Here is a 24,930-nt window from a genome sequence, read left to right as displayed (position 1 = left end):
CCCTAACTAGCGCAGGTCTGGCAGACGGCGAACTTTCTGGCCGTCGCTTAGGTAAGATACACCGGCAGAAGCGATAAGCTCACCAGCGTTCAAGCCAGATGTTACAATCGCCATATTGCCGCGTACGCCAGAAATCACCACTTCACGGGCTTTCACTGTTGAGGAGGCAGGATCAAACACATAAAGAAGGTTTGTATCTTTATGCTCATCCCGCACGGCACGAGCACGGTCCATTTCACCCGCTTCGCTCAGCACAAAACAGTGGATAGGCACAAGGAACCCTTCTGTACCGCCAATGAGGTTCACGGAAACTTCCACTTCAGCTGGCATGCCAGCCTTCAAGTTACTGTTGCTGTCTTCAAGAACAACCACCACCGGGAACGCTGAAACCTGCTGTGCGCGGGAACCTAGTTCCTTAATGTGCCCCTTCAGGCCAGTAAGGTTCAGATCAGAAACCTCAACGCTCGTTTGGTCACCCACTTTCAGGTCATTGATCACAGTAGACGGCACATTAAAAGCAACTTCATACGTACCTTCACCGTAAAGGGTGAGCACTGCATTGCCCGGCGAAACCGTATTAAAGGAGTCTACATTAAGGGCTGAAATCACACCGGAAAACGGTGCCTTCAAGGTTGATTTAACGAGTTTTTCTTCTGACAGACCAAGTTGCTGGCGTGCCTGTTCTACCTGCGCGACAGAGCTTTTAAGCTGTGTATCAGCGGAATCGTATGCCGCTCGGGTTACATTGCCTGATTGAAGAAGCGCTGCTTTACGTTCAAAATCTGTACGGGCATTTTTCTCGGAAGCTTCCGCCTGCTCAAGGGCCGCGCGCGCTTGCTGCACTTCAAGCTTGAGCGATGTATCATCAAGCTGCAACAACACATCACCAGCCTTCACCCGTTCTCCCACTTCCAGTGAAACTTCACCAAGCTGGCCTGAGATTTCAAAAGAAAGCTTACTTTCTTCTGATGGCTGAATAACACTTGGGTATGTACGCAGCATCTTTGATGCCGACTGGGTTACTTCAAAAACCCGAAGCCCCTTAACAGGCGCTTCTTTCTGAGTTTCATTTTCCGAACTGCCGCAAGCTGCAAGGAATGCGACGAGAAGAAGGGAGGTTAGAACACGCATTTCAAAACTTTCTTGGTTAATGGGTTCAATATCTGGGTTTTACCCTACACTGAACATCACAGGATGCCAAACTTTCGATTATAAAAATGAATATAATTCGAACTTTGTGCAAAATTCAATCTTGGGCGCACGACCTATAGAAAACAGACGGTTAAAGCGACCTGTTCGGACGATTAGGACATATTTTTCAGAAATCAATCAGCCGTTTTCAAGTTTGATAGGTGAATAAAACTGCGCCAGTCTTAAAATATGAAGTCTTTCCTTACTTCATCATTTCCTTGATAGGAGCGCCTACTTTTTTCCCTGCGTGGTCACCCTTATAATCATAACCAAGGAAGCGAGCAGTTGTTGCTGCTATTTGGGAAAGGGTTACGACAGGCCCGCCGGATACCTCCCCTGTCGCAGGGGTATCTGGCCCTATCACCGCCATCCAGATTTCCGTATCACCTTTGTAGCTAGAAATAGCTTCTGCACCGTCTTCTTTCCGGTATTTAAAGCGGCCGTGTGATTTCCATGTTTCAAGGCCTTCACTGCCGCGCCCATGATCTGTTGTAATGATCATGGTGGTTTTGCCGCTGTAGCGCGTGTCAGACTGGAGCCATGCCCACAAATCACCAATCATCTGGTCAGTTCGGTATGCAGCATCCACATAGAGGTCATAGTGGCCATCATGAGCGAAATCATCAGTTTCCCCCATGGCAATATAGACGAGATCGAGCTTTTCTTTTGCCATTGCTTCGCGGGCGAACCCCATGGTGAAGGCATCAAGGCGTACTGTATCCCAAGGGCTTGGGATTTGTTCCTGCAGCTTGTTCAGTTCTTTCACCTTTGGTGAAACACTTTCATCATACGCTTCAAACCCCGCGTTTACAGGCACACCGGAACGGCTTTCATTCACAATATACGGAAATACATCCCACGAACCGAACGCTGCAACCTTCCCTTTGTGTACAGGCTTACCGTTCAACCATTCAAGAATGGTGCGGTTCGGGTTTGGTATTTTATCATTGCTGGTGATACGGGCATCATCGGCATACCCAGTGAGGATTTCACTATATCCCGGATAGGAAAAATGAAATTGGTTCGTGATGTTACCAATGCTGCCTTTAGTGCGGTTTCCGTATAACTGGCCTTCCTTGCCGACCGTATCCCAGAAAAACGGCATCATCACACGGCGGCGATCATCACCAGTTGCCCGCCAGTATTTCTTTTTAAAATCACCATGCGTTTTCTTGTAGGCGATATAATCCTTCTGGTCGAAGAAGGCCTTATCCACGCCCGTGAACAGTTCCTGCCAGCGGAGACCATCAATAGTAATAAGCACCACTGTTTCTGTTGCTTTATCTGCAGCCACACTGGCGCTTGAAATCATAAACGCGGCAGCAATACCAAGAAATTTCAGCTTCATTATGCTTTCACCCCCGAAAACCGTTTGGCAATAAAACGGATACTGAATGCCAGAGCCGATAGGCACAAGTAGTATTTGCCAAACAGTTATTCGGGATAAAGCTAATCCAGCTTCGCGCGGTAAGCCCGGAGAGCAAACAGCATCGCAATTACCATAAAGATAAGAATAGGCAGTAGTTCATGTGCCACGGCTGCAAAACTTTGTCCCTTCAGCATCAAACCACGTGCCATCCTTACAAAATGCGTAAGCGGCAGCATTTCAGCGATCACTTTGGCCCAAAGCGGCATCCCCTGATAGGGGAACATAAAACCTGAAAGCAGCATGGAGGGCAGATAAAAAGCCACAGCCCCCTGCACCGCCTGCAACTGTGTTTGTGCGAGCGCTGAAAAAGCAAAGCCAAGCATTAAATGCGCCACGGCAAATAATGGCACTACGATTAAAAGGAGCGATACAACGCCGCTCATAGGTACACTGAACAACACATTTGCTGCCACAACAACAAGCACCGCCTGCAAAAGCGCCATAACCACACAAGGGCTGAGTTTACCAAAGAGCGCATCAAGTCCTTCAACCGGGGTCGTGAGGAGTGTTTCCCATGTGCCTCGCTCCCGCTCGCTCACCAGTGAAAGCGCGCCAAGCATAAGCATGCTGATCATAATCACCACCCCCACAAGGCCGGGGACAATTGTCCAGGCGGTTTCTCGTTCCGGATTATAGAGCCAAACCGTATTGGAAGTAGCATTCCCAACTTCCCCCATCAGCAGGTGCTTCAGGTAAGCATTTTCCATCATGCTAGCTGCCGCTGCCACCGCTTGTGCATCAGACGCATCAACATACACCGTAAGCGGTTTTGCATCTGCTTCCAGATCATCAAAATCGACTTCTTCCGCCAGTTCAATACCGATAAGCGCCTGTCCGCTGCGCACGCGTGCTTCGGCACTTCCCTGCGGCAGGAGCCCATCCAGCGGAAGAAAATAACCTGTTCCTTCTGCAATCGTTTCCAGCCGCTCATAAAGCCCATCCTGCGTACCCGCAATTGCCATTGGCACATCTTTTGGGTTCATATTTACCGCAAACCCAAAAAGAACAATCTGTACAAGAGGGATCAACACAATCAGGGAAAACGTGGTGCGTTCCCGCATCAACTGTATGGTTTCCAGGCGGGCTACAGCCATAATCCGGTGTAGGCGGCGTTTAATATTACTGAACATAAAGCCCGCCCTTTTCTTCTGACCAACCTCGAACGAGCGCAAGGGCCGCATCTTCAATAGTTGGGGTTTGCATCTGTACGGGGATGCCTTTTCGTTCTGAAAATTCCATCAACGCTGGTAGTTCTTCAGAGGGCAGCGCGAGGCAAGAACCATCTGTTTTCTTAACTATGCTAAGCGCATAAGGCTGTTCTGAAAGCTCTTTGAAATACCCTTCATAATCCGTGCTCAGGAAAGTCACTCGGGTTACGAGAGATTGCCCAATAATCTCATCCAGAGTACCGCTCGCAACAATAGAACCATCCACAAAGAAACTGGCTTTATCACACCGCTGTGCTTCCATCAGATCATGGGTAGAAACAATAACACCAACACCCTTATCAGCCAGTTTGCTGATGCATTCCCACACCTCGGCTTTGGCATAAGCATCAAGCCCGGCCGTTGGTTCATCAAGCAGCACTAGTTCAGGGCCGTGCACCAACGCCGCTGCAAGCTGAAGCTTCCGTGCCCAACCGCCAGAAAGCTCGCGCGCACGGGCATTTCGGTATTCACTTAGTTCAAATTCTTCAATAAGTTTCGCAACCGCCGCTTTGGCATCCCTTAGGCAATAAACATCAGCCCGGAAACGGAGATTTTCTTCAACGGTGAGATTATCATAGAGCGAATGCTTCTGCGCCATATAACCCACACGGTGACGCATACTTTCAAATGCTTTTCTATCCCCTCCTTCAAGGTTATAGCCAAGCACCGTGCCAAAGCCGCCATCAGGCGGTAAAAGCCCTGCCAGCATACGGAGGCATGTGGTTTTACCGCCACCATTAGCCCCCAAAAGCCCATATACCTGCCCTTTTTCAAGGGTTAGATCAAAGCCATCAATTGCAATACGTTCACCAAAGCGTTTCTGAAGCACGGAAACGCTGAGAAGTGGTTCATAATCCATGTGTGTACCGGAACCCACCATACAGATATTTGGTTGCCTCAGCTCCCAGTATCAATGCGGTTTCCCCCCCAACCATTTGTTTTCTAAGTTCCGCAAGCGCCAACCAGATAGCAGCTGAGCCTGTGTTGCCGCGCTTGTGCGCATTCACAAAGACACGGCTGCCATCCATGCCCATATGTTCTTCCATCAATGCACCCATATTGCCATTCGCCTGATGCGGGATAATATGGTTCACATCTTCAATGCCGCTGCCGATGGAAAGCGACGCCTGAATGCCTGCGATAAAAAGCTCAGGACCGTTCACTCGGACCGAACCAAATTCATGAGCAAATTCAATCACGTCACCACTTGTAAAGGGCGCGTTTGAGCCACCTTCAAGTACTGTAAACCCGGGTTCACGGCCGAGACCGATATGCCCGAAGAAACTGTGGGAAAGCTTGCCTTTGTTTTCGTATCCTTCTGGTACAAGAATAATCGCACCAGCCGCATCACCCATTTGCACCAGATTCACTAATTGGCCTGCATCTTCTTTCACTCGCTCAGGATCAAAGTAAGCAGAACCGGTTTCAGAGCCTACGATAGCAATGGGCTTTGCGCTTGGGCCGGAAAGCATACCGTATGCAATAGCGAGTGCATTGGCAAAGCCCGTACACGCTTGCCTTAGTTCCATATAAGGTCCACGGTATTCTAGCTTATCTGCCACAAACGCCATGTTGTTAGGAATAAGACGCGCCGGACTCGCCGTATGGCCAATGATATAACCAAGATCGCTTACCACCATGCCTGCATCAGCAAGGGCTTCCTTAATCGCTTGAGCAGCCAGATCAGGGTTGCTGTGCCCCTCTCTTGGGCCTTCCCTACGCTCTAGAAGATCGCGCGCAATGTGCCTGTGCTGGATATTCATTTTCTCAGCGTAAATGCGGCCACGTTTTGCGCATTCGAGCCCAAACTGTTTTTCCATATGCGCAAGAAGTTCAGGCGTGGAAATCGGTGCGCCCGGAAGGGCAAAACCAGTACCGGCAACACCAAGCTCGCTGGTATTGTGCCAGAAATTCATATCTGCATCAGGGAAGTGAGGATCAAACATAGGGGGAGGTCCTACTGTTGGTTAACATTTTCCGGAGAGGGTTCAAGCGCCTTCGTTTTGATAGCGCTCCATTTTCGGTTGGCATCCTGGATATTGCCTTGTCTATCCAGATTCCAAAGGGCCTGAGCAAAACCATTAGCATTAAGATAAAGCTGTCCATCAACCACCGCCCAGTTTTTCGGGTTAATATCAACAACATTACCAAGCGACATGGCATAGGCACAATAACCACCATATGCGGGAATGTATTTTTCAGGTGCCAATGCGAAAACACTTTTATTTTCTGCAGACGCGAAATGGTAAGTAACACCCGCATATTCATAAGCCTGCTCGGCATTACCTTCTGTTGGTTTTGCATCAGCATGATAGGCAACAGGGTCATACCCTTTAATGCCTACACCTTCTTTTGCATTCACAACCGTTTCAGGCGTTACATAGCTTTTACCGCACGCAGCCAGAATGGATACACACGCTAAAAGCTGTGCCCATTTCAACATACCTTTAAAAAAAACAAACCACATAAACATCTGCCTAATTCAATATCCGTCATGGTATGGCCGTACCTAAGATGACACCAATAAACAGGTTTCACCGTTCGGTGATCACAGCGCGAGCGGGATGGATTTTTTAATTTTCAATAATAATTGGACTATTGGGTCCATAAATCTATTCTCTCTTTCGAGAGTGCTAAGCAAAAAGCACAATAGAATTAGTAGAGAGGGAAACATGGCTTTACCTGAACAGTTTGATAATTTGCGTATTCCGGTGATTGGTTCACCCCTTTTCATTATCTCGAACCCTGATCTGGTGATTGCCCAGTGTAAAGCGGGTATTGTAGGTTCATTCCCTGCACTGAATGCTCGCCCGGGCCCGGTTCTGGAAGAATGGCTCATCAAAATCACAACAGAGCTTGATGCCTATAATAAAGCCAACCCAGATAAACCAGCAGCACCGTTTGCGGTGAACCAGATTGTGCACAAGTCAAATGACCGCTTGATGCACGATGTGGAACTATGTGTGAAATATAAGGTGCCGATTATCATCACATCGCTCGGTGCCCGCGTTGAAGTAAACGAGGCTATCCATTCGTATGGTGGTATTGTGCTCCATGATATCATCAACAACAAATTCGCAAAGAAAGCGATTGAAAAAGGCGCGGATGGCCTGATCGCTGTTGCCGCTGGTGCAGGCGGCCATGCTGGTACAACATCACCGTTCGCGCTTATTCAGGAAATCCGTGAATGGTTTGATGGTCCGTTGGCGCTATCTGGTTCTATTGCAACAGGGGATGCTGTTTTAGCGGCTGAGGCAATGGGTGCTGATCTCGGCTATATCGGTTCCGCTTTCATCGCAACTGAAGAAGCAAACGCCGATCAGGCTTACAAACAATCCATCGTGGATTATGCAGCCGATGATATCGTCTATACCAACCTATTTACCGGTGTACACGGCAACTATCTAAAACCTTCCATAGAAGCAGCGGGCATGGACCCGAATAACCTGCCTGAAAGCGATCCGTCCAAGATGAGCTTCGGTTCAGGTGGCAGTGAAAAATCCAAAGCATGGAAAGATATCTGGGGCTGCGGCCAGGGCATTGGCGCTGTGAAGGATATTCGCCCAGCGGGTGAAGTGGTTGCACGGTTGATGGATGAGTATGCAACAGCAAAGAACCGTATTTTAGGCGGTAGCGCAGCAAAAGCTGCTGCGGAGTAAACTTCCCCAGACTGTATTCAGACAGGTAATTTTACTGGAATCTAAACGGGCTAGAATGCTAGAGTTCTAGCCCGTTTTTCATCTCTATTATTCTCGGTAAAATAATGACATTTGGCAATTTACATCAACAAATTGACTATCAAGGCATTCGTCTTTCCCATCCTTATTACTTAAGAATTCTGCAAACCATAAAACCGGTACAGCCCAGTTTTTATTCAGAGATAGATAGAAACGCGGTGATTGAACGGTTTAATAACGGAGATAAGGAACCTAGAAACATCCATGAGGCCAGCTTTATACTTATGGATAAACTGATTAAATCAGCAAAAACTATGGGCCGGGGTGATATTTTATCCGCAGCACGCAAACTTATTTCTACATACCCCAGTGACGATAAACTTTATTTTACAATTGCGACCCTTCTTATCAGTGCAAAACACTATCCAGATGCAATGACATATCTACAGTTATGTACCTACCATAACGAGGATCATACTGACGCATGGGCACTGCAAGGGCTTTTGGCATCACTCGCGCGAGACTACGGCAAGGCTATTCAGGCATCGAAAAAGGCGATATCAAAAGGCCAGCACCTTCACCATTCACTCACGAAAGCATTTATCTTCAGCTTATTTTTGACGGGCAATCCGGGCGAAATAGGCAACATGAAAACCGCACCATTTTTTGAGACAAAGGATATCCCCAAAACATTATTAGCTGAAGAACCATCGATAGAGTTTTACAGACTACCATCAGATAAATCCGCCACTGCAAAGAAGCCCACCCTGCTATGTTCAAGTGATAGTAACTATTTCAACAAATATACCAAAAACCTGCTCCTTTCATTGAAAGGTACAGAAGATATACACACCATCCATGTACATATCATTGATGCTACGGACCAGGATTTAAAATGGCTTGATCAAAACTTTAGTGGAAATCTTATTGTTAGTACCGAAACTCTTACGGAAACACGTAAGAATATTCGGTCCTATCTGGCATCAATCCGGTTTATTCGGGCCGCTTACTTTATCAACAGGTTTAAAACCGATTATTTAATCATCGATGCTGATTCACTATTAAACAGCAAAGAGCGTTTAGAAGGGTTCTACCGGAGTGAAAAAAAAGTAGCGCTTTATTATGTAAGCGAGAGCCCTATCTGGGATAAAGTTTCCGCTCCCTTTGTTTTCATTCCGTGTTCAGACTCTGGGCAAACCTTTATAAATCATTGTGCCAACTTCCTTGATACAGTTTTCCACAGCGGTGATCCGGATAAAGGGTTTTGGTATATTGACCAGTTGGCGTTGATGGGTAGCTATATACATATTCATAGTGATGCAAAACTGATTGATGCAGCACTGCTTTCCGATATTGAATGCGGTACCAATGCAATTTTCTGGACCCTATCTAATCACAACCCAAAAGCTGAATATGCACAGAGGTGTGAAGAGCTGAATGCCGCGCAACCAATTGTTAAAACCGTAAACAATGAGCTAAAAGAATTAGCTATACCAGAGCACTTTTCCGATGAAATAATCTTGCAAAAATTTATGGCAGCGATTGCAAAAAGCCCACAGGCTTCAAAAGCTCTACAAATTGGCGCCAATGACGGCATTTCTTACGATCCTATCTACCATCCTTTGCAATCACGACCTGATATTCATATTACATTGATAGAACCTATCACCGAGTATTTCTGTAAACTTGTTGAAAACTATAGCTACAGAGAAAATGTAAACTTCCTCAATCTCGCTGTCTCCAATCATAATGGCGAAGCCGAACTTCGGTACCTACCTTTACGAGCTATTGAAAAAGCTGACCTCCCCAGTTGGGCCAGAGGCATGGCAACACTTGAGCGCAACAAAAACGGGCTAGACAAAACTTTTGAGAGTTCGACAGGCATACAGGAAACTGATGACCAGACACTAACAGACATCTATAAAGCTATTCACACTCAGAAGGCAAAACTCGTAGAAATCAATCAACTGCTAGGGCATGTATTTTATGAAGGCTTACACATTCTGGTAACAGATTGTGAAGGGCATGATTACGCCCTCCTTAAAGCGCTTGATCTGGATAAACATGCCCCGAATATTATTCTCTCCGAATGGAATTTGATGAACAAAGAAAAACAAGAAGAAATTATCGCTAAATTCTCTCCTCGTTATTCTCTCTATCTTGGGCATGAGTATTTCTTTGCAGTGAAAAAAGGGATTGCCGCTTAATCGCGGCACTCCTACTTACACGTGCTCTGTGGTTCTTCGTTTACATGCAAACTAAAAATATCTGGCCTGCCGTAATGGCCCACCACATCCAGATCATACTTACCGCGGATAATTTCTGATTTATCCATCTCAGCTGTAAGGATGGTTTCCTCACCAAACACAGGGGCTGCCAACACTTCCCCCATTGGAGAGATAATGCAACTTCCACCTCTGATCAGTACTGTATCATCAGCCTCGCCTTGTACTGGATGATAATCTTCTGGGCCGTACCCACGTTCCATATACTGACAAGCAGAAAGTACAAAACAGCGGCCTTCAAGAGCGATGGTTTGCATGGTAGGAAGCCACACATCGCGGTCATCCACCGTTGGAGCACAGTAAAATTCCACGCCTTTACCGTACATAGCAAGGCGAAGCTGCGGCATATAATTTTCCCAACAGATAGCGCCCCCAAGTGTGCCGATCTCGGTTTTAGGAGCAGCGAGCGTTGAACCATCACCGAAGCCCCATACCACACGCTCAAGCGCCGTTGGCATAAGTTTGCGGTGCTTGCCGATCATGCTGCCATCTGGGCTGAAATAAAGGCTGGTGCAATAAAGCGTACCGCCGTCTCGCTCAACAACACCAACAACCAGATAAACACCAGATTTTTGAACGATTTTACCGATCTGGTCTGTATCAGCAGAAGGCACCTCAATAGCATTTTCCGCATAGCGCTGGAATTCTACACGGCCCTCGGGCGCACGCGAGCCAAGCCTTACCCCAAAATCCAATCCTTTGGGGTAGCCACCAATAAAGGCTTCAGGCAGCACAACAAGCTTTGCACCCTGGCTTGCTGCATCGCTGATCAGGTCTGCCAGTTTTTCAAAAGTTGCTTTCTTATCATAAAGCGGCGTGCCAGCCTGCACCACTGCACCAATAATCGTGCTCATAAAGCCCTCCCAACTATTTTATTTTAACGAGCCGTATCTCAAAAAGCTTTGGCCAGTATTTCCCAGTTACAAATAATTTGCCCTCAGCATTAACAGCGATACCGTTCAGAACATCCGTATAACCGGGGATAATATCTTCGCGGCTCAACAAACCCCTCAGGTTTATCAAACCAATCACATCACCATTTTCAGGATTTATTCTGGCGATAAAATCTGTCTGCCAAATGTTTGCAAATATCTCACCGTCCACCCATTCCAGTTCATTAAGATTTATCAACGGGCGCCCTTGGGCTTTCACTTCTATCCGGCGAACTTCGTTAAGCGTTTCCGGATCAAGAAACCGGATATCAGGTGTACCGTCACTCATCAAAATATGTGTGCTATTGCGGGTTAGTCCCCAACCTTCGCCCTGATATTCGAATGTACCCTTCATCTTGAAGGAATTGATATCCCATTCAAATCCCGTCTGGCGCCGCCAACTGAGGCCGATTAAACGGTCCCCCCAATCAATAATACCTTCCCCGAATATACCTGCTGGAAACTTCTCTACCTGCACCGTGTTTCCTGTTTCCAACTCCACCTTACGGATGGTGGATTGATCAACCTGCCCTGTGCTTTCATAAAGATAGCCATCTTTGAAGAAAAGCCCTTGAGTAAAGGCTGTAGTATCATGCGGATAAACATTCACAATTTCATAGCTATAGACAGGAATATCTTCCTGCCTCCTTTGCTCTGACGGCAAAAACAGGCTTATGAGCAATATGAAGCTGTTCAGTATCATCCCGGTATCTCGCTATAGGTTTTCAAAAGCTATAGCTTTCCTTTTTCTGATACCCAATGCAATTATTCTAAGCTCACAGGCAATTTACTTAAAGAGCCTACCTTGCTGAAAGGCAGACTCTGGTTGACTCTTAGCCCTAAATCCGTATATTCCGCCCATTCGGCAGAAGGAAGCGATTCCTGCTGCCTCTTTTGCTATGTAACTATAGCCAGCGGAAACCGCCCAAAGTGTGGGATATTTCAAAGGGTTAAGCCCCACCCGGTTTACTGCGGTAAGAATTGAAAGGAACATTTAATGTTCGCAATCGTTAAAACAGGCGGTAAACAGTACCGCGTTACTGAAGGCGACGTTGTTAAAGTTGAGAAGCTTGACGGCGAAGTTGGTAAGTCAATCACTCTTGATGAAGTACTGATGGTTGGTGATGACAAAGGCGTTAAAGTGGGTGAGCCACTTGTAAAAGGCGCTAATGTTACTGCTGAAGTACTTGAGCAAAAGAAAGACAAAAAAGTAACAGTTTTCAAAAAGAAGCGTCGTCACAACTACCGTCGTAAAGTTGGCCACCGTCAGGAGGTTACTGTACTTCGTGTGACTAAGATCGCTAAGACAGCTAAAAAAGCTGCGAAGAAAACTGAAGAAGCTGCGGCTTAAGTCCGCGTCCGTTGAAGCTATAAGCTAAGGAGACACTCTAATGGCTCATAAAAAAGCAGGTGGTAGTTCCAATAACGGCCGCGACAGTATTGGTCGCCGCCTTGGTGTGAAAAAATTCGGTGGTGAGCAAGTTCTTGCTGGTAACATCATCGTTCGTCAGCGTGGTACACGCTGGTATGCTGGTGAAAACGTAGGCATGGGCAAAGACCACACTCTCTTCGCTCTTGTTGAAGGCCAGGTTAAATTCAGCAAAGGCAAAGGCAACAAAGCTTTTGTTTCTGTTGAAGGCTAAGCACACCGAAATTTCGGAATTTAGAAAACGGGTTCTTCGGAGCCCGTTTTTTTTGTGTATTCTCTGATTGTTAGTTGAATTGTACAGCTATGGTTAACTATTGGGTAATCCTATTACTATACATAAAGCGTATAGAAACTTTGAATTGAATTCAAAATTCAATTCCAATAGCTAATAATCAGGTACCCCACTATGGAAAAACAACTGAATCAGCTTTCACTAGCTGCTCGTATTTCTGCCCTCGCTATAGCCCCTCTCCTCATTGCTCTATTTTTTGCAGTAACAACGGCTTTCAATGCAGCTTCTACATATTCAGAAGCCGCAGCATTGAGCCAGCTTTCACACTATGCGCCATCTGTCAGCAACCTGGTGCATGAACTACAAAAAGAACGCGGGCGCTCAGCTGGTTTCATTGGTTCGGAAGGTGCGGGCGACAGTCAACGCAATATGAATAACCAACGGAAAGTTACGGACGCTAAATTAGCACTTTTTCAGTCAACAACTTCTGATTTTGACAGTGCCGCCTTCGGAAACGATTTTTCCAACCTGATCACTAAAGCACAAAACAGCCTAAAATCACTTAGCAAAACCCGTAAGTCCATCAACGACGGCCAGCTCTCTGTAGGCCAAATGGCAGGATATTATACAGGCACAATTGCTGAACTTTTGGATATCATCAAAAGCATGGCCCTTCTGAGCCGCGATGCTGATATTTCGCGTGAAATCACTTCTTATATTGGCCTACTGGAGCAGAAAGAACGCGCCGGGCAAGAACGCGCGATGGGTAATAATGGTTTCAGTAAAGGCACTTTCCCTACCAATATTTACAACCGTTTCGTCGGGCTGATTGAAGCGCAAAATGCCTTTATGGGTACCTTCAAAGATTATAGTTCTGCTGAGGTAGCCGCTATGTATGACAGGACAGTCGCAGGAACAGCTGTTCGGCGCGTTCAGCAAATGCGCGACCATGCCCTTGAAACAAAAGGCATTATTTCAAATACAGATTATACTGCCCCTGAATGGTTCGAACAAATCACTGCTAAAATCAATCTCCTTAAGCAAGTTGAGGATTTTGCCAATCAGACTATTCGGAATAAAACGGAAGTGCTTTCATCCAGCGCCTACACAAGCCTGATCACCATCATTATCTTAACCGTTCTTGGTACTGTTTTACTATTGGCCGCTTGCTTCATTACCTTCCGCAGTATAGCCCGCCCGCTTAAATCACTTAGGAACTCAATGGTGTCACTAGCTGACGGCAATCTTGATACCCATGTCGACTTTATTGATTACGGTAGCGAAATAGGCCAGATGGCTAAATCTATCTATTCCTTCAAACAAAATGCCCGGGAACGCTTGAAACTTGAAGAAGAAGCCAGAGCCGCTGAGGAAGCCCAAAGACAACGTGAAGAAGAAGACCGCCTTCAAGCCGAAGAAGAAAAAGCGGCTGCGCTAGCCCTAGAGCAAGAAGAAGCGAAACAGCGGGAAGCTAAAGTTCAGAAAATGGAAGAACTTACTGCAGGTTTTGATTCTTCGGTGAACCAGGCCCTTGAAGCTTTAATTCAAGCCGCTGGGGAACTAGATATAACTGCGAACGATATGGCAAAGCAGGCTGAAGGAAATGAAGCAGAAAGTTCTGCTGCTGCTTCTGCTGCTGAAGAAACAAATGCCAACGTACAAACCGTAGCTTCTGCCACTGAGGAACTTAGCGCTTCTATTCAGGAAATTGGCCGTCAGGTAGCTGAATCCAGCCATAAATCCAACAATGCAGTATCGGAAGCTGAAAAAGCGGCAACTATTGTTGATCAACTCAACAAATCTTCCGAAAAGGTTGGCGAGGTTGTGAAGCTTATCAATGATATCGCAGAACAGACCAACCTTCTTGCTCTCAATGCTACCATTGAAGCTGCTCGTGCAGGTGATGCCGGTAAAGGGTTTGCGGTTGTAGCCCATGAAGTGAAATCACTAGCCGATGAAACCGCAAAAGCGACAGAAGATATCGCACAACATGTTCGCAACATTCAGGCTGTATCAGACGAAGTAACTGCTGTTGTAGATTCTATCAAAGGGGCAATTGAAGCCACCAGCCAAATTTCAGCCTCCATCACAACATCTGTACAGGAGCAAGGGGCCGCAACCAGCGAAATTTCTCGCAGTGTACAAGAAGCTTATCAAGGGACTGAAACCGTATCTCACCGTGTGGAAACAGTCCAAACCATCGCCAGTCAAACGCGTAACTCTTCTTCAAAAGTGCAAGAATCATCAAGTATACTTGCAAAATACAATGAAGAATTACAAAGACTGGTCAAAAGCTTCTTAACAGATGTTAAAAATATATAGCGTAATACTAATCACTTAAGTGATTTGCCCAGACTGACCCTCAAATTAGGCTTGTCAGTCTGGGCTTTTTTCCTTACGACGCCTTGCGTTGACAGCCCAAGAAATAGATAGACTGAAACAAATGTTTCGAGTGTTATTAATATTAGCGATATCGATCGGATGTTTATCCGTAAGTTCATATGCCAAGGAAGATCAAACTCCTTTGCGTTTGATCGCTACTCATGTACCGCCCTATTTCAATTATGCAGATGATGGTTCTGTCTCCGGCATCGGAGCCGATATCCTGAAAGCTGCTGGTAAAAACTGCAACATTCAGATCGAACTGAGCAATCACACTTGGGCACGCGCTCTCAGACATGCGGAGATGGGGCATGCAGATGCTATTGCGCCTCTCGCTAAAACAAACGGGCGTGACAAAACCTATATTTTTTCCGAGCAACCAATTTTCACACTTGATATGGCCGTTTTCACACTCAAGGAAAACAAGCAGCCAATCAGCACAGACTTGCGCGAATTATATGGAAAAACTATCGGCACAATCAGGAACGTATACATCTCTGAAGCTTTTGAAGTCGCAAAAAAGCAAAAACGCTTCAAACTGGCAGCCCGCGAACGGTATGATGCCATGGCGCTTAGTATTTCCCGCAATCGGCTATATGCCTTTGTTGGTGACAGACGTATGGGAGAATACGGTGTTTCCTTACAAGGCCTCGAAGATAAAGTGGTTGCTTCAGAACAGTCACTTAACATGATGCCAGTTTACCTAGCATATTCTCGTAAAGCGGGCCGTACAGAGCTCTATAGTAAATTCGATAAATGCCTGACTGATACCGTCAACAAAAACTCACAATCCAGCACACCAGAAGCAAAAGCAGGCTAAATTTGCCACTCATGCAAAAATAAATTGCCTGCATAAGCATTTCTGCGGGTTATCAACAGCCTCACTATCTGTTACAAGGCGCCCATGAAATTTGTAGATCAGACAAGAATTTTTGTAAAAAGCGGCCCGGGTGGAAACGGTATTGTTTCTTTCCGCCGTGAAAAGTACGTAGAGTTTGGCGGCCCAAATGGTGGTGATGGCGGCAAAGGCGGCGATATCACTTTTGAAGCTGTCGAAGGCCTGAACACGCTCGTAGATTACCGTTATAAGCGCCACTATAAAGCGCCAAAAGGCCAGCACGGCATGGGTAAAAACATGACAGGTGCTGCTGGCAAGGACATGATCCTGAAGGTGCCTGTTGGCACCCAGATTTATGATGAAGATCAGGAATTTATCCTCGCTGACCTCGCAAAAGAAGGTGATACAATCACCCTTCTAAAAGGTGGTGAAGGTGGCCTTGGTAACACTCATTTCAAAACATCCACAAACCGCGCACCTCGCCGCTGTACAGCAGGTGGTGAAGGCGAAGAGATGTGGATTGTTCTGCGTCTGAAACTAATCGCTGACGCTGGCCTTCTTGGCTTGCCAAACGCTGGTAAATCCACATTCCTGAGCGCCGTTTCTCGCGCACGCCCGAAGATTGCAGATTATCCGTTTACCACCATTCGTCCGCAACTGGGTGTGGTTGGCTTCAAGAACAATGAATTTGTGATGGCTGATATTCCGGGTCTTATTGAAGGCGCGAGCGAAGGTGTTGGTCTTGGTCACCGTTTCCTTGGGCACGTTGAACGCTGCGGTGTGCTACTCCATCTTATCGACGGTACGCAAGAAGACGTGGTGGACTCTTACGAGACCATCATGAATGAGGTGAATGAATATGGCGGTGAGCTGATTGGCAAACCAATGATCATTGGCCTGAATAAAATTGATAGCCTGACAGACGAAGAAATCGCTGAAAAAAAAGCTGCCCTTGAGGAAGCTTCCGGTGATGTGGTTTACCCGCTTTCAGGTGCCACTGGCGGCAATGTGCCAGAAGTTCTCGGTGCTCTCTGGGAAATCGTGAAAGTTGATATGGCAAACCGCCGTAAAGACGAAGAAGAAATCGAAGAAGAGCAAGAAGAAGAGACTGAAAGCACAGGCGGCTGGTCTCCAATCTAGCGAGAGATTATGCAAGCCGAAAACCATCATACACTTCTGAAAAACTCAAACCGGGTCGTGATCAAGATCGGCTCGGCTTTACTTGTGGATGATGGTGGCCTGCGCAAAGCTTGGATGGAAGCGCTTGCAGAAGATGTAGCCATGCTACGCGCGGAAGGAAAACAGGTTATCCTCGTTTCTTCCGGTGCGATTGCCATGGGCCGTGAGGCACTTGGCTATACATCTCGCCCCAAGCAACTTGAAGAAGCACAAGCGGCGGCGGCTATTGGGCAGATCAAACTAGCGCAAGCTTACCAATCCCTTTTCGACAAACATGATACGCTGATCGCGCAGGTACTACTTACCATTGATGATATGGAAGACCGGCCACGTTACCTCAACGCACGCAACACGGTTGAAGCCCTGCTTGAGCACGGTGCCGTACCGCTGATCAACGAAAATGATACCGTAGCTACCACTGAAATCCGCTTTGGTGATAACGACAGACTGGCAGCACGTGTGGCCCAAATGGCAAGCGCAGATGCGCTCTTACTCCTTAGCGACATCGACGGCCTTTACGATACTGATCCGCGTTCTAATGCTGATGCACAACATCTTCCCGTGATCGAAAACATCTCAGCTGATATTGAGGATATGGCCGGGCCACCTGCACAGCAAGGAGTGGGTTCAGGCGGTATGATTACCAAGATCGGCGCAGCGAAAATTGCGCTAGCCGGTGGCTGCTCGATGGTTATTATGAACGGCGGCAAACCAAATCCTGTGAAGCGCCTTCTGGGCGGAGAGCGCAACACACTGTTCCCGGCAACCACCACGCCGCTGGCGGTGCGAAAACAGTGGATACAGGGCATGATGGCACCAAAGGGCTTTATCCATGTGGATGAAGGTGCCGTAAACGCTTTAAAGAAAGGCGCTAGCCTTCTTTCAGCGGGCGTTACAGAAGTTGACGGCAATTTTGATCGGGGTGATCTTATTGCTATCATGGGGCCAGATGGCCATCTCGTCGGACAAGGGCTGATATCATACCCGGCATCAGATGCGGAAAAAATGATGGGACTTAAAAGCAGCGAAGCCAATGCCATTCTTGGGCATGCTGGCCGCTCTTCCCTAATTCACCGCGACGATCTGGTTTTATTGTAGGAGTACTGAGGGTGCAGACCGCTGAGGAAATTATTGAGTTGATGACAGGCATGGGCGAACGCGCCCGCAAAGCTGCAAGTGTGCTCGCTCAAGCCCCGACAGAACAAAAGAATAAAGCACTGCAATTGGCGGCTGACAGCCTGCGCGCCAACAAAAGCCGTCTGCTTGCTGCCAACACCAAAGATATTATCTACGGTGAAGAGAAAAGCCTGACAGACGCGATGATTGACCGCCTGAAGCTGGATGATGCGCGTATTGAAGCAATTGCAGCCAGCCTTGAAGAAATCATCAAATTGGATGACCCCGTAGGTGATATCATGGCCCAGTGGGACCAACCATCTGGCCTGAACATCAGCCGTGTGCGTGTACCACTTGGTGTGATTGGCGTGATCTATGAAAGCCGCCCGAATGTAACGGCGGATGCCGGTGCACTCTGCCTTAAGGCAGGTAATGCAGTTATCCTGCGTGGCGGCAGTGAAAGCTTCCATTCAAGCACGCTCATTCACGAATGTTTGGTGGAAGGCCTGGAAGGCGCAGGTCTACCTGCTGATTCCATTCAGCTTGTACCAACCCGTGATCGCTGTGCTGTTGGCATGATGCTGAAAATGACAGGCGTAATCGATATCATCGTACCTCGTGGCGGCCGTTCACTTGTTGAGCGTGTTCAAAACGAAAGCCGAGTGCCAGTGTTTGCGCACCTTGAAGGCATCTGCCACGTATATGTGGATGCGGATGCTGATATCGAAAAAGCAAAAGACGTAGCGCTTAACGCCAAAATGCGCCGCACAGGTATTTGCGGGGCTATGGAGACACTGCTGATTGATCGCAAAATCGCTGATAGAGCGGCAGAGATTATCGAACCTATCGCGGCTTTGGGCTGTGAAATCCGAGGTGATGAAACCATCGCAGCACTTGATGCTTCATACAAACTAGCTACAGATGAAGATTGGGATACAGAATATCTGGAGCCTATCCTTTCTGTGAAGCTTGTGGACGGTGTAGCAGATGCCATCGGGCACATTTCCGTGCACTCTTCTGGTCACACAGAATCAATCGTCACTGAAAATTCGGAAGCCGCAGAGAAATTCTTAAAATGCGTAGACAGCGCCATTGTGATGCATAATGCCTCCACCCAGTTCGCGGATGGTGGTGAATTTGGTATGGGGGCGGAAATTGGTATCGCAACTGGCCGCATTCACGCCCGCGGCCCTGTTGGACTAGAGCAGCTAACCAGTTTCAAGTATCAAGTACGCGGCACGGGGCAAACCCGCCCGTGAATACCCCTTGGAAATCAGGAACTCTGTTCCGAGAAGCTGCGAAATATAGAGGCCGTACCATCGGCCTTTATGGTGGGAGCTTCAATCCATCCCACAAAGGCCATATCCATATTGCTAAGGAAGCAAAAAAACGCTTTGGTCTTGATGAAGTGTGGTTTCTCGTAAGCCCGGGCAACCCCTTAAAGCCAACTCAAGGGATGGCCAGTTTAGAAGAACGCATGGAAAGCGTAGCCGACCGTGTAGACGGCAGTGCAGGCTTCCGGGTAAGAGATATCGAATCAGGACTTGAGACAAACATCAGCGTGCATACGGTTTCTGCCTTGAAATCAGAACTACCGCACACAAACTTTATATGGCTGATGGGGGCTGATAATCTGGCTACTTTCCACCATTGGCGGGATTGGCAAAAGATAGCTGGAATCCTACCCATTGCGGTTTTTGACCGGCCAGAGTATGCTTTAAAAGGATTGAAGAGCCATTTTGCCCGGCAGTTTGCTCGCAAACAAGTGCCGTATCGAAAGCTTAAACAATCTAAAACACCTGCATGGACCTTTATGACGATTCCCCGTCATCCGGGTTCGGCAACACAAATTCGTAACCAAGTTGGTGATAATTGGTATGCGAATTGGAAAAGAAAGGACACCTAGTTGCACACATCATCGGAGACGCCAAGCGTCGCTGATCCTTCCCCGGCACTCGCTGCTGAGGATCTTTTAAAAACAGCAGTTACCAGCCTTGATGACAATAAGGCTGAAGACATCGTATCCATTGATCTTGCTGGTAAATCAGGTATTGCAGACTATATCGTTATCGCGAATGGCCGCTCTCAGCGCCAAGTTGCTGCGCTTGCCGATTATGTTATCAAAGATCTGAAAAAAGCTGGCCACAGAGACCTTGTTGTTCAAGGCCTGGAGCAAGCTGACTGGGTATTGATTGATGCTAACGATATTGTAGTTCACATTTTCCGCCCTGAAGTTCGCAGCTTCTATAATCTGGATAAAATGTGGGGTGCTGATCTTGATGACAAGGAAGTGGTGAACTAATCACCCTGCCTTTCTGCTATCAGGATATTGACCGAAGCTTTTCGCTTCGAAGAGGCTGTTTTGCACATTTCAATTATCGCTATTGGCCGTATGCAACGGGGTCCTGAACAGGCGCTTGTGGATGAATACCAAAAGCGCCTTCCCTGGAAGACCAATATCATAGAAATCGATATGAAAAAGCCCGCAGGCACAGCGGCTGAACGCAAGAAGCGTGAAGCCGAACGCTTGCTCGCAGCAGTGCCAGACGGCGCCGCCCTTGTGGTGCTGGATGAGAACGGCAAGAATTTCAAATCCCGTGAATTCGCTGGTAAAATTGATAACTGGCAAATGGCAGGCTACAGCCATATTGCTTTTGTAATCGGCGGTGCCGACGGGCTGGATAGCAGTGTTCTCAGCCGTGCAGACTTGAAAATTGCCTTGGGTAGTTTAACGTGGCCTCACATGATGGTGCGGGTTATGCTATCAGAACAAATATATCGTGCCTGGTCGATCATTACCGGGCACCCTTATCATAGGGATTAACGCCCTAGTTAAACTGTCAGACGAGTAACGGATTTGCCATGAGCACAAACACAGCCACGCCGAAAAAACCAGTTGTTCTTTGCATATTGGACGGCTTTGGATACCGCGAGCAGGAAGCGGATAATGCGATTAAACTGGCAAATACCCCAACCTATGATCGTTTATGGAACAGCGTGCCGCGTGCATGGCTGAAAACCAGTGGGCTGGCCGTTGGCTTGCCTGACGGCCAAATGGGTAACTCTGAAGTAGGCCATATGAACCTTGGTGGTGGTCGTGTGGTAATGCAGGATTTGCCGCGTATTGATAAAGCCGCGGAAACTGGTGAGCTTGCAAGCAACCCTGAACTTGTTGCTTTTATTGATGCGCTTAAGGCATCCGGTGGCACAGCGCATCTGATGGGACTTATGTCACCGGGTGGTGTACACAGCCACCAGGATCATATGGCAGCACTTACAAAAATTATTGCTGAAGCTGGGGTGCCTGTGCGTATCCACGCCTTTATGGATGGCCGCGATACACCTCCGCGCTCTGCCCTACCGTTCCTTGAGAAATTCGAAGATGACATCGCAAGTGCAAACGATGCCTCTATCGCTACAATGACAGGCCGCTACTGGGCTATGGACCGTGACAGCCGCTGGGACCGTGTGGAAAAAGCCTATAACGCTATGGTTAGAGGTGATGCGGCTTATACATATGAGAATTCCACCCAAGGCATTGAAGCTGCATACGCACGTGATGAAAACGATGAGTTTGTAGAGCCAACACTTGTTGGTGGTTATGCCGGCATGCAGGATGGTGATGGCCTTCTTATGGCGAATTTCCGTGCTGACCGTGCTCGTGAAATCCTGACCACACTTGTGGATCCAGCCTTCGACGGTTTTGATCGCGGCACCACAATTAAGTTTGCCGCGCAAACCGGTATGGTTGAATATTCCAGCGCTCATAATGCATTTCTGAAGGTAATTTTCCCTTCAGAAAATATTGTAAACAGCCTAGGTGAAACACTTGCAAATGCCCGCATTCCACAGCTCCGCATAGCAGAGACAGAGAAGTACGCCCACGTTACTTTCTTCTTTAACGGCGGCGCTGAAGACCCATTTGAGGGTGAGGACCGTATCCTTATCCCGTCACCCGATGTGGCGACATATGATCTCAAGCCAGAAATGTCAGCACCTGAGGTAACCGATAAGCTTGTAGAAGCGATTGAAAGCGGCAAGTACGGCGCAATCATTGTTAATTACGCGAACCCGGATATGGTGGGCCACACAGGCGTACTATCAGCGGCTATTAAAGCTGTTGAAACCATTGATGCATGCATCACTCGTCTTGAAGAAGCAGTGAAAAAGGTAAACGGCGCTATGATCATCACCGCTGACCACGGCAATGTGGAACAGATGGTTGATGAAAACACAGGCCAACCGCACACAGCACACACAAACTTTGATGTGCCAGCGCTTCTTATAAACCATGAGGCAAGTTTTGAAGATGGTAGTCTTGCCGATGTATCACCAACCCTTCTCTCTATTATGGGTGTTGAACAACCAACAGAGATGACAGGCCAATCACTCGTATCAAATGAAGCGGACGTTCGTGCCTCTGCTTAAGCGGCAATATAAAGGGCACTTTGCTCATAGCCGATTGGTTTTAAGCGGCTTGCTGGCTACTACGCTCCTGGTAAGCCAGCCTCTTCTGGCGCAGGAAAAAAATGAAGCCGCTAAACGGCGTTTGGAAGAGATCACCAAAACCATCAAAGAAACGGAAGCTCAAAAACAAGAACTGGAAGATAAAAGCACCTTCGCTCTTAGTGAAGCTGAACGGCTTTCTATTCAGCTTGTTGAACTCGCACAAAGTATCCGATCCTCAGAGGCGAACGCCAGTAGGCTAGAAAGCCGTATTGAAATCTTGGAAATTGAAGTGCGGGATAAAGAACAACGGCTAGATGGCAGACAGGATGAACTTCTGGAACTGCTCTCTGCTCTTGAACGCCTATCCAAGCGCCCAGCAGCTCTTGCCTTACTTCAGCCACGGGAAGCCCTTACAACAGCAAGAAGCGCTTCACTGATGGGTACCATCATTCCTGATATTAGGGAAAAAGCCCAAGCACTTAGAGGCGAGCTTACATTGCTTGCCAATATGCAAAAGGAGTTAGGTGAAGAGCGCTTTGCCCTTAAAAATACCTTGGAGCAGTTAACCCTTAATCAAGGAAAAATTGATCTACTGGTAAGACAGCGCAGAAGTGAAGCGCAAAAAGCGTCTCAGCAGGCAGAAGCACTTGAACGTGAACTAAAGAAATTTGCACGTGATGCTAAAAACTTGCAGGATTTGATCGCAAAACTGGAACAGCAGGCCGCAAAAGCGAAACGTTTAGCTGAAAAACGGCCTAAAGTTATAGAACGTGCAAACGCCAGTTTAACGGGTGTGCCAATCAATCGCAGGAAAGGGAGTTTGATTTTCCCTGCTATCGGGAGATTGATAAGCCACTTTGGTGACAAGGAACCCGTTGGAAATGCACAAGGTATTAAGATTGAAACCCGATTAGGTGCACAAGTTGTTGCCCCCTATGAAGGGAAAATCGTTTTTGCCGGGCCGTTTAGAGATTATGGCCAACTATTGATTATTGAGCACGCAGGCGGTTACCATAGCTTGCTTGCGGGACTAGATGAACTTTCAGGCGCTGTTGGACAGTGGGTTTTAACAGGGGAACCACTAGGCACCATGGCACTGAGTGATGAAACAGACCAGCTGTATCTGGAAATGCGCCATAAGGGCCGCGCAATTAACCCAGAACCTTGGTTACAAAAGCAATTGGCTTTTCGCTGATTGCAGATGAGTAGAAAGGTATGTAATGCGTAAATTTGTGACGAGCGCCTTGATTGCTTTCATGATGGCTATGCCAGCAGAAGCACAGAAATCTAAATCCGATGAAGATGAACTATATAAACAGCTTGATCTTCTTGTGAATATTCTTGAGCGCGTCAGAAATGATTATGTAGACGAAGTGGACGACAAAGAAGTGATCGAAGCTGCTATCCAAGGCATGCTGAAATCGCTGGACCCACACTCAACATATCTGAACCCCGATGTTTTCCAGCAGGTACGTGTTCAAACCGAAGGTGAATATGGTGGCCTTGGTATTGAAGTACAGATGGAAAACGGCGTAGTGAAAGTCGTTTCCCCTATCGATGACACGCCCGCTGCCAAAGCAGGTGTTCAGGGCGGTGATTATATCACCCATATTGATGGTGACGCAATTCTCGGTAAAACACTCACAGAGGCCGTGAAAGAAATGCGCGGCAAAGTGGGTGAGCCAATTATCGTTACCATCGTTCGCGAAGGTGAAGATGGCCCCTTTGATATGGAAATTATCCGCGAGAAAATTCTCGTGCGCTCTGTTCGCCACCGTATTGAAGAAGATACAATCGGATATATCCGTGTAACCACTTTCAACATGCAATCTGGCGTTGGTGTGGAAAACGCTATTGAAAAATTGATGGAGCAATCAGGCGGTGCGCTTGACGGTGTTATTCTAGACCTTCGCAATAATCCAGGCGGCCTTCTAAAAGAAGCCATCCGTATTTCAGATGCTTTCCTTGATCGCGGTGAGATTGTTTCCACCCGTGGTCGCCGTCCAGAAAACAATAACCGCTGGTACGCTACACCGGGGGATATGCTCGATGGCCTACCTGTTGTTGTTCTGACAAATGCTTATTCTGCATCTGCCTCAGAGATTGTTGCAGGTGCCTTGCAGGACCACCGCCGTGCTATCGTGCTTGGTGACAAAACCTTTGGTAAAGGTACCGTACAAAGTGAAATTCGTTTAGGTCGCCGCGCAAACCAAGCCATTCGCCTGACAACAGCACGTTACTTCACCCCAAGTGGCCGTTCTATCCAGGAGCGCGGCGTAGAGCCAGATATCCCACTACAGTTCCCGCGCCCAAAGAGCCAGCGTAATGCGCAGCCTCGCCGTGAAGCAGATTTGAACGGTGTAATCAAAAACGACCAACGTAAACTTGACCGTAGCGGTGAAGAAGGCGCTCTTGACAATAGTGTTTCTGTTGAAGAAGCAACAAAAGAAACTGCAGGAAAAGAGCCAGAACGGGTTGACGTACAACTGAGATATGCGATTAAGCTATTGAAAAACCTTTCCCGCTTGCCTGAAGAGCAAGTGGCGGAAGCTGAAATTAAACAATAGCCGTTTGCCTGAAGCA

Annotated in this window: 23 protein-coding genes; 15 read left to right on the top strand and 8 right to left on the bottom strand. The window is 47.4% G+C overall.

The genetic code is table 11. The features are described from left to right. Positions 1–6 precede the first annotated feature (6 nt). The 6 genes from KFE96_RS05440 to KFE96_RS05415 all read right to left on the bottom strand — a co-directional run bounded on the left by KFE96_RS05440 (position 7) and on the right by KFE96_RS05415 (position 6,295). Positions 7–1,131: an efflux RND transporter periplasmic adaptor subunit gene (locus KFE96_RS05440; RefSeq protein ID WP_255834973.1), complete on the bottom strand. Its 1,125-nt coding sequence runs from the start codon at positions 1,129–1,131 to the stop codon at positions 7–9. 262 nt (positions 1,132–1,393) lie between these two features. Next, a complete protein-coding gene (locus KFE96_RS05435; RefSeq protein WP_255834972.1) occupies positions 1,394–2,539 on the bottom strand; it encodes an alkaline phosphatase family protein in 1,146 nt (381 codons plus the stop codon). Positions 2,540–2,640: 101 nt separating this feature from the next. Then, positions 2,641–3,750, bottom strand: coding sequence for an ABC transporter permease (locus KFE96_RS05430; RefSeq protein ID WP_255834971.1), 1,110 nt, complete (start codon positions 3,748–3,750; stop codon positions 2,641–2,643). Beyond that, entirely contained in the window at positions 3,740–4,687 is a 948-nt protein-coding gene (locus tag KFE96_RS05425) for an ABC transporter ATP-binding protein (protein WP_255834970.1), read from the bottom strand. The genes KFE96_RS05430 and KFE96_RS05425 overlap by 11 nt, the downstream gene beginning before the upstream one ends. Then, positions 4,677–5,774: a 3-oxoacyl-ACP synthase III family protein gene (locus KFE96_RS05420; RefSeq protein WP_255834969.1), complete on the bottom strand. Its 1,098-nt coding sequence runs from the start codon at positions 5,772–5,774 to the stop codon at positions 4,677–4,679. Before KFE96_RS05420 ends, KFE96_RS05425 begins: the two co-directional genes overlap by 11 nt. 11 nt (positions 5,775–5,785) lie before the next feature. Next, a complete protein-coding gene (locus tag KFE96_RS05415; RefSeq protein ID WP_255834968.1) occupies positions 5,786–6,295 on the bottom strand; it encodes a YHS domain-containing (seleno)protein in 510 nt (169 codons plus the stop codon). A 205-nt stretch (positions 6,296–6,500) separates the two neighbouring features. Between KFE96_RS05415 and KFE96_RS05410 the strand changes: the two genes are divergently transcribed. Both KFE96_RS05410 and KFE96_RS05405 read left to right on the top strand, forming a co-directional pair. Continuing rightward, complete coding sequence (locus tag KFE96_RS05410) at positions 6,501–7,487, top strand: nitronate monooxygenase family protein (RefSeq protein WP_255834967.1); 987 nt, start codon at positions 6,501–6,503, stop codon at positions 7,485–7,487. A gap of 302 nt (positions 7,488–7,789) precedes the next feature. Then, positions 7,790–9,712, top strand: a complete 1,923-nt coding sequence (locus KFE96_RS05405; protein WP_255834966.1) for an FkbM family methyltransferase — start codon at positions 7,790–7,792, stop codon at positions 9,710–9,712. Between the two features lie 11 nt (positions 9,713–9,723). Here KFE96_RS05405 and KFE96_RS05400 read toward each other — a convergent pair whose 3' ends face one another. Together KFE96_RS05400 and KFE96_RS05395 are read right to left on the bottom strand one after the other, a co-directional pair. Then, on the bottom strand, positions 9,724–10,644 hold the full coding sequence (locus tag KFE96_RS05400; protein ID WP_255834965.1) for a carbon-nitrogen hydrolase family protein: 921 nt from the start codon (positions 10,642–10,644) through the stop codon (positions 9,724–9,726). Between the two features lie 13 nt (positions 10,645–10,657). Then, on the bottom strand, positions 10,658–11,425 hold the full coding sequence (locus KFE96_RS05395) for a glutaminyl-peptide cyclotransferase (RefSeq protein WP_255834964.1): 768 nt from the start codon (positions 11,423–11,425) through the stop codon (positions 10,658–10,660). Between the two features lie 294 nt (positions 11,426–11,719). Here KFE96_RS05395 and rplU point away from each other — a divergent pair, with 294 nt between their 5' ends. From rplU to KFE96_RS05330, 13 genes are all read left to right on the top strand, one after another. Then, positions 11,720–12,073 (top strand): 50S ribosomal protein L21, encoded by a 354-nt coding sequence (gene rplU, locus KFE96_RS05390; protein ID WP_247015557.1) that lies wholly within the window; start codon positions 11,720–11,722, stop codon positions 12,071–12,073. 40 nt (positions 12,074–12,113) lie between these two features. Continuing rightward, positions 12,114–12,365, top strand: a complete 252-nt coding sequence (gene rpmA / locus KFE96_RS05385) for a 50S ribosomal protein L27 (RefSeq protein WP_247015559.1) — start codon at positions 12,114–12,116, stop codon at positions 12,363–12,365. A gap of 192 nt (positions 12,366–12,557) precedes the next feature. Further along, entirely contained in the window at positions 12,558–14,705 is a 2,148-nt protein-coding gene (locus KFE96_RS05380) for a methyl-accepting chemotaxis protein (protein WP_255834963.1), read from the top strand. A gap of 202 nt (positions 14,706–14,907) precedes the next feature. Continuing rightward, complete coding sequence (locus KFE96_RS05375; protein ID WP_255834962.1) at positions 14,908–15,585, top strand: ABC transporter substrate-binding protein; 678 nt, start codon at positions 14,908–14,910, stop codon at positions 15,583–15,585. 84 nt (positions 15,586–15,669) lie between these two features. After that, on the top strand, positions 15,670–16,743 hold the full coding sequence (gene obgE / locus KFE96_RS05370; RefSeq protein WP_255834961.1) for a GTPase ObgE: 1,074 nt from the start codon (positions 15,670–15,672) through the stop codon (positions 16,741–16,743). 9 nt (positions 16,744–16,752) lie between these two features. Further along, the gene (gene proB / locus KFE96_RS05365) at positions 16,753–17,880 is read left to right on the top strand and encodes a glutamate 5-kinase (RefSeq protein WP_255834960.1); all 1,128 of its coding nucleotides are present in this window, start codon (positions 16,753–16,755) and stop codon (positions 17,878–17,880) included. 41 nt (positions 17,881–17,921) lie between these two features. Beyond that, entirely contained in the window at positions 17,922–19,157 is a 1,236-nt protein-coding gene (locus KFE96_RS05360; protein WP_370650566.1) for a glutamate-5-semialdehyde dehydrogenase, read from the top strand. Continuing rightward, the gene (nadD, locus tag KFE96_RS05355; RefSeq protein WP_255834958.1) at positions 19,154–19,804 is read left to right on the top strand and encodes a nicotinate (nicotinamide) nucleotide adenylyltransferase; all 651 of its coding nucleotides are present in this window, start codon (positions 19,154–19,156) and stop codon (positions 19,802–19,804) included. Before KFE96_RS05360 ends, nadD begins: the two co-directional genes overlap by 4 nt. After that, positions 19,805–20,200, top strand: coding sequence for a ribosome silencing factor (gene rsfS, locus KFE96_RS05350; protein ID WP_247015580.1), 396 nt, complete (start codon positions 19,805–19,807; stop codon positions 20,198–20,200). 66 nt (positions 20,201–20,266) lie between these two features. Continuing rightward, positions 20,267–20,722: a 23S rRNA (pseudouridine(1915)-N(3))-methyltransferase RlmH gene (gene rlmH / locus KFE96_RS05345; protein ID WP_370650565.1), complete on the top strand. Its 456-nt coding sequence runs from the start codon at positions 20,267–20,269 to the stop codon at positions 20,720–20,722. A gap of 38 nt (positions 20,723–20,760) precedes the next feature. Beyond that, the gene (gene gpmI, locus KFE96_RS05340; RefSeq protein WP_255834953.1) at positions 20,761–22,326 is read left to right on the top strand and encodes a 2,3-bisphosphoglycerate-independent phosphoglycerate mutase; all 1,566 of its coding nucleotides are present in this window, start codon (positions 20,761–20,763) and stop codon (positions 22,324–22,326) included. Continuing rightward, positions 22,313–23,542 carry a murein hydrolase activator EnvC gene (locus KFE96_RS05335; RefSeq protein ID WP_255834952.1) on the top strand — a complete coding sequence of 410 codons (1,230 nt, stop codon included), beginning with the start codon at positions 22,313–22,315 and terminating at the stop codon, positions 23,540–23,542. Before gpmI ends, KFE96_RS05335 begins: the two co-directional genes overlap by 14 nt. A gap of 25 nt (positions 23,543–23,567) precedes the next feature. Beyond that, positions 23,568–24,914, top strand: coding sequence for a S41 family peptidase (locus KFE96_RS05330; RefSeq protein WP_255834951.1), 1,347 nt, complete (start codon positions 23,568–23,570; stop codon positions 24,912–24,914). Positions 24,915–24,930: the final 16 nt, after the last annotated feature.

It is taken from the genome of Kordiimonas sp. SCSIO 12603, assembly GCF_024398035.1.
In the GTDB taxonomy this organism is placed as follows: Bacteria; Pseudomonadota; Alphaproteobacteria; order Sphingomonadales; family Kordiimonadaceae; genus Kordiimonas.
Note: the sequence above shows the minus strand (reverse complement) of the source record. Positions and strands in the feature narration are given on the sequence as shown.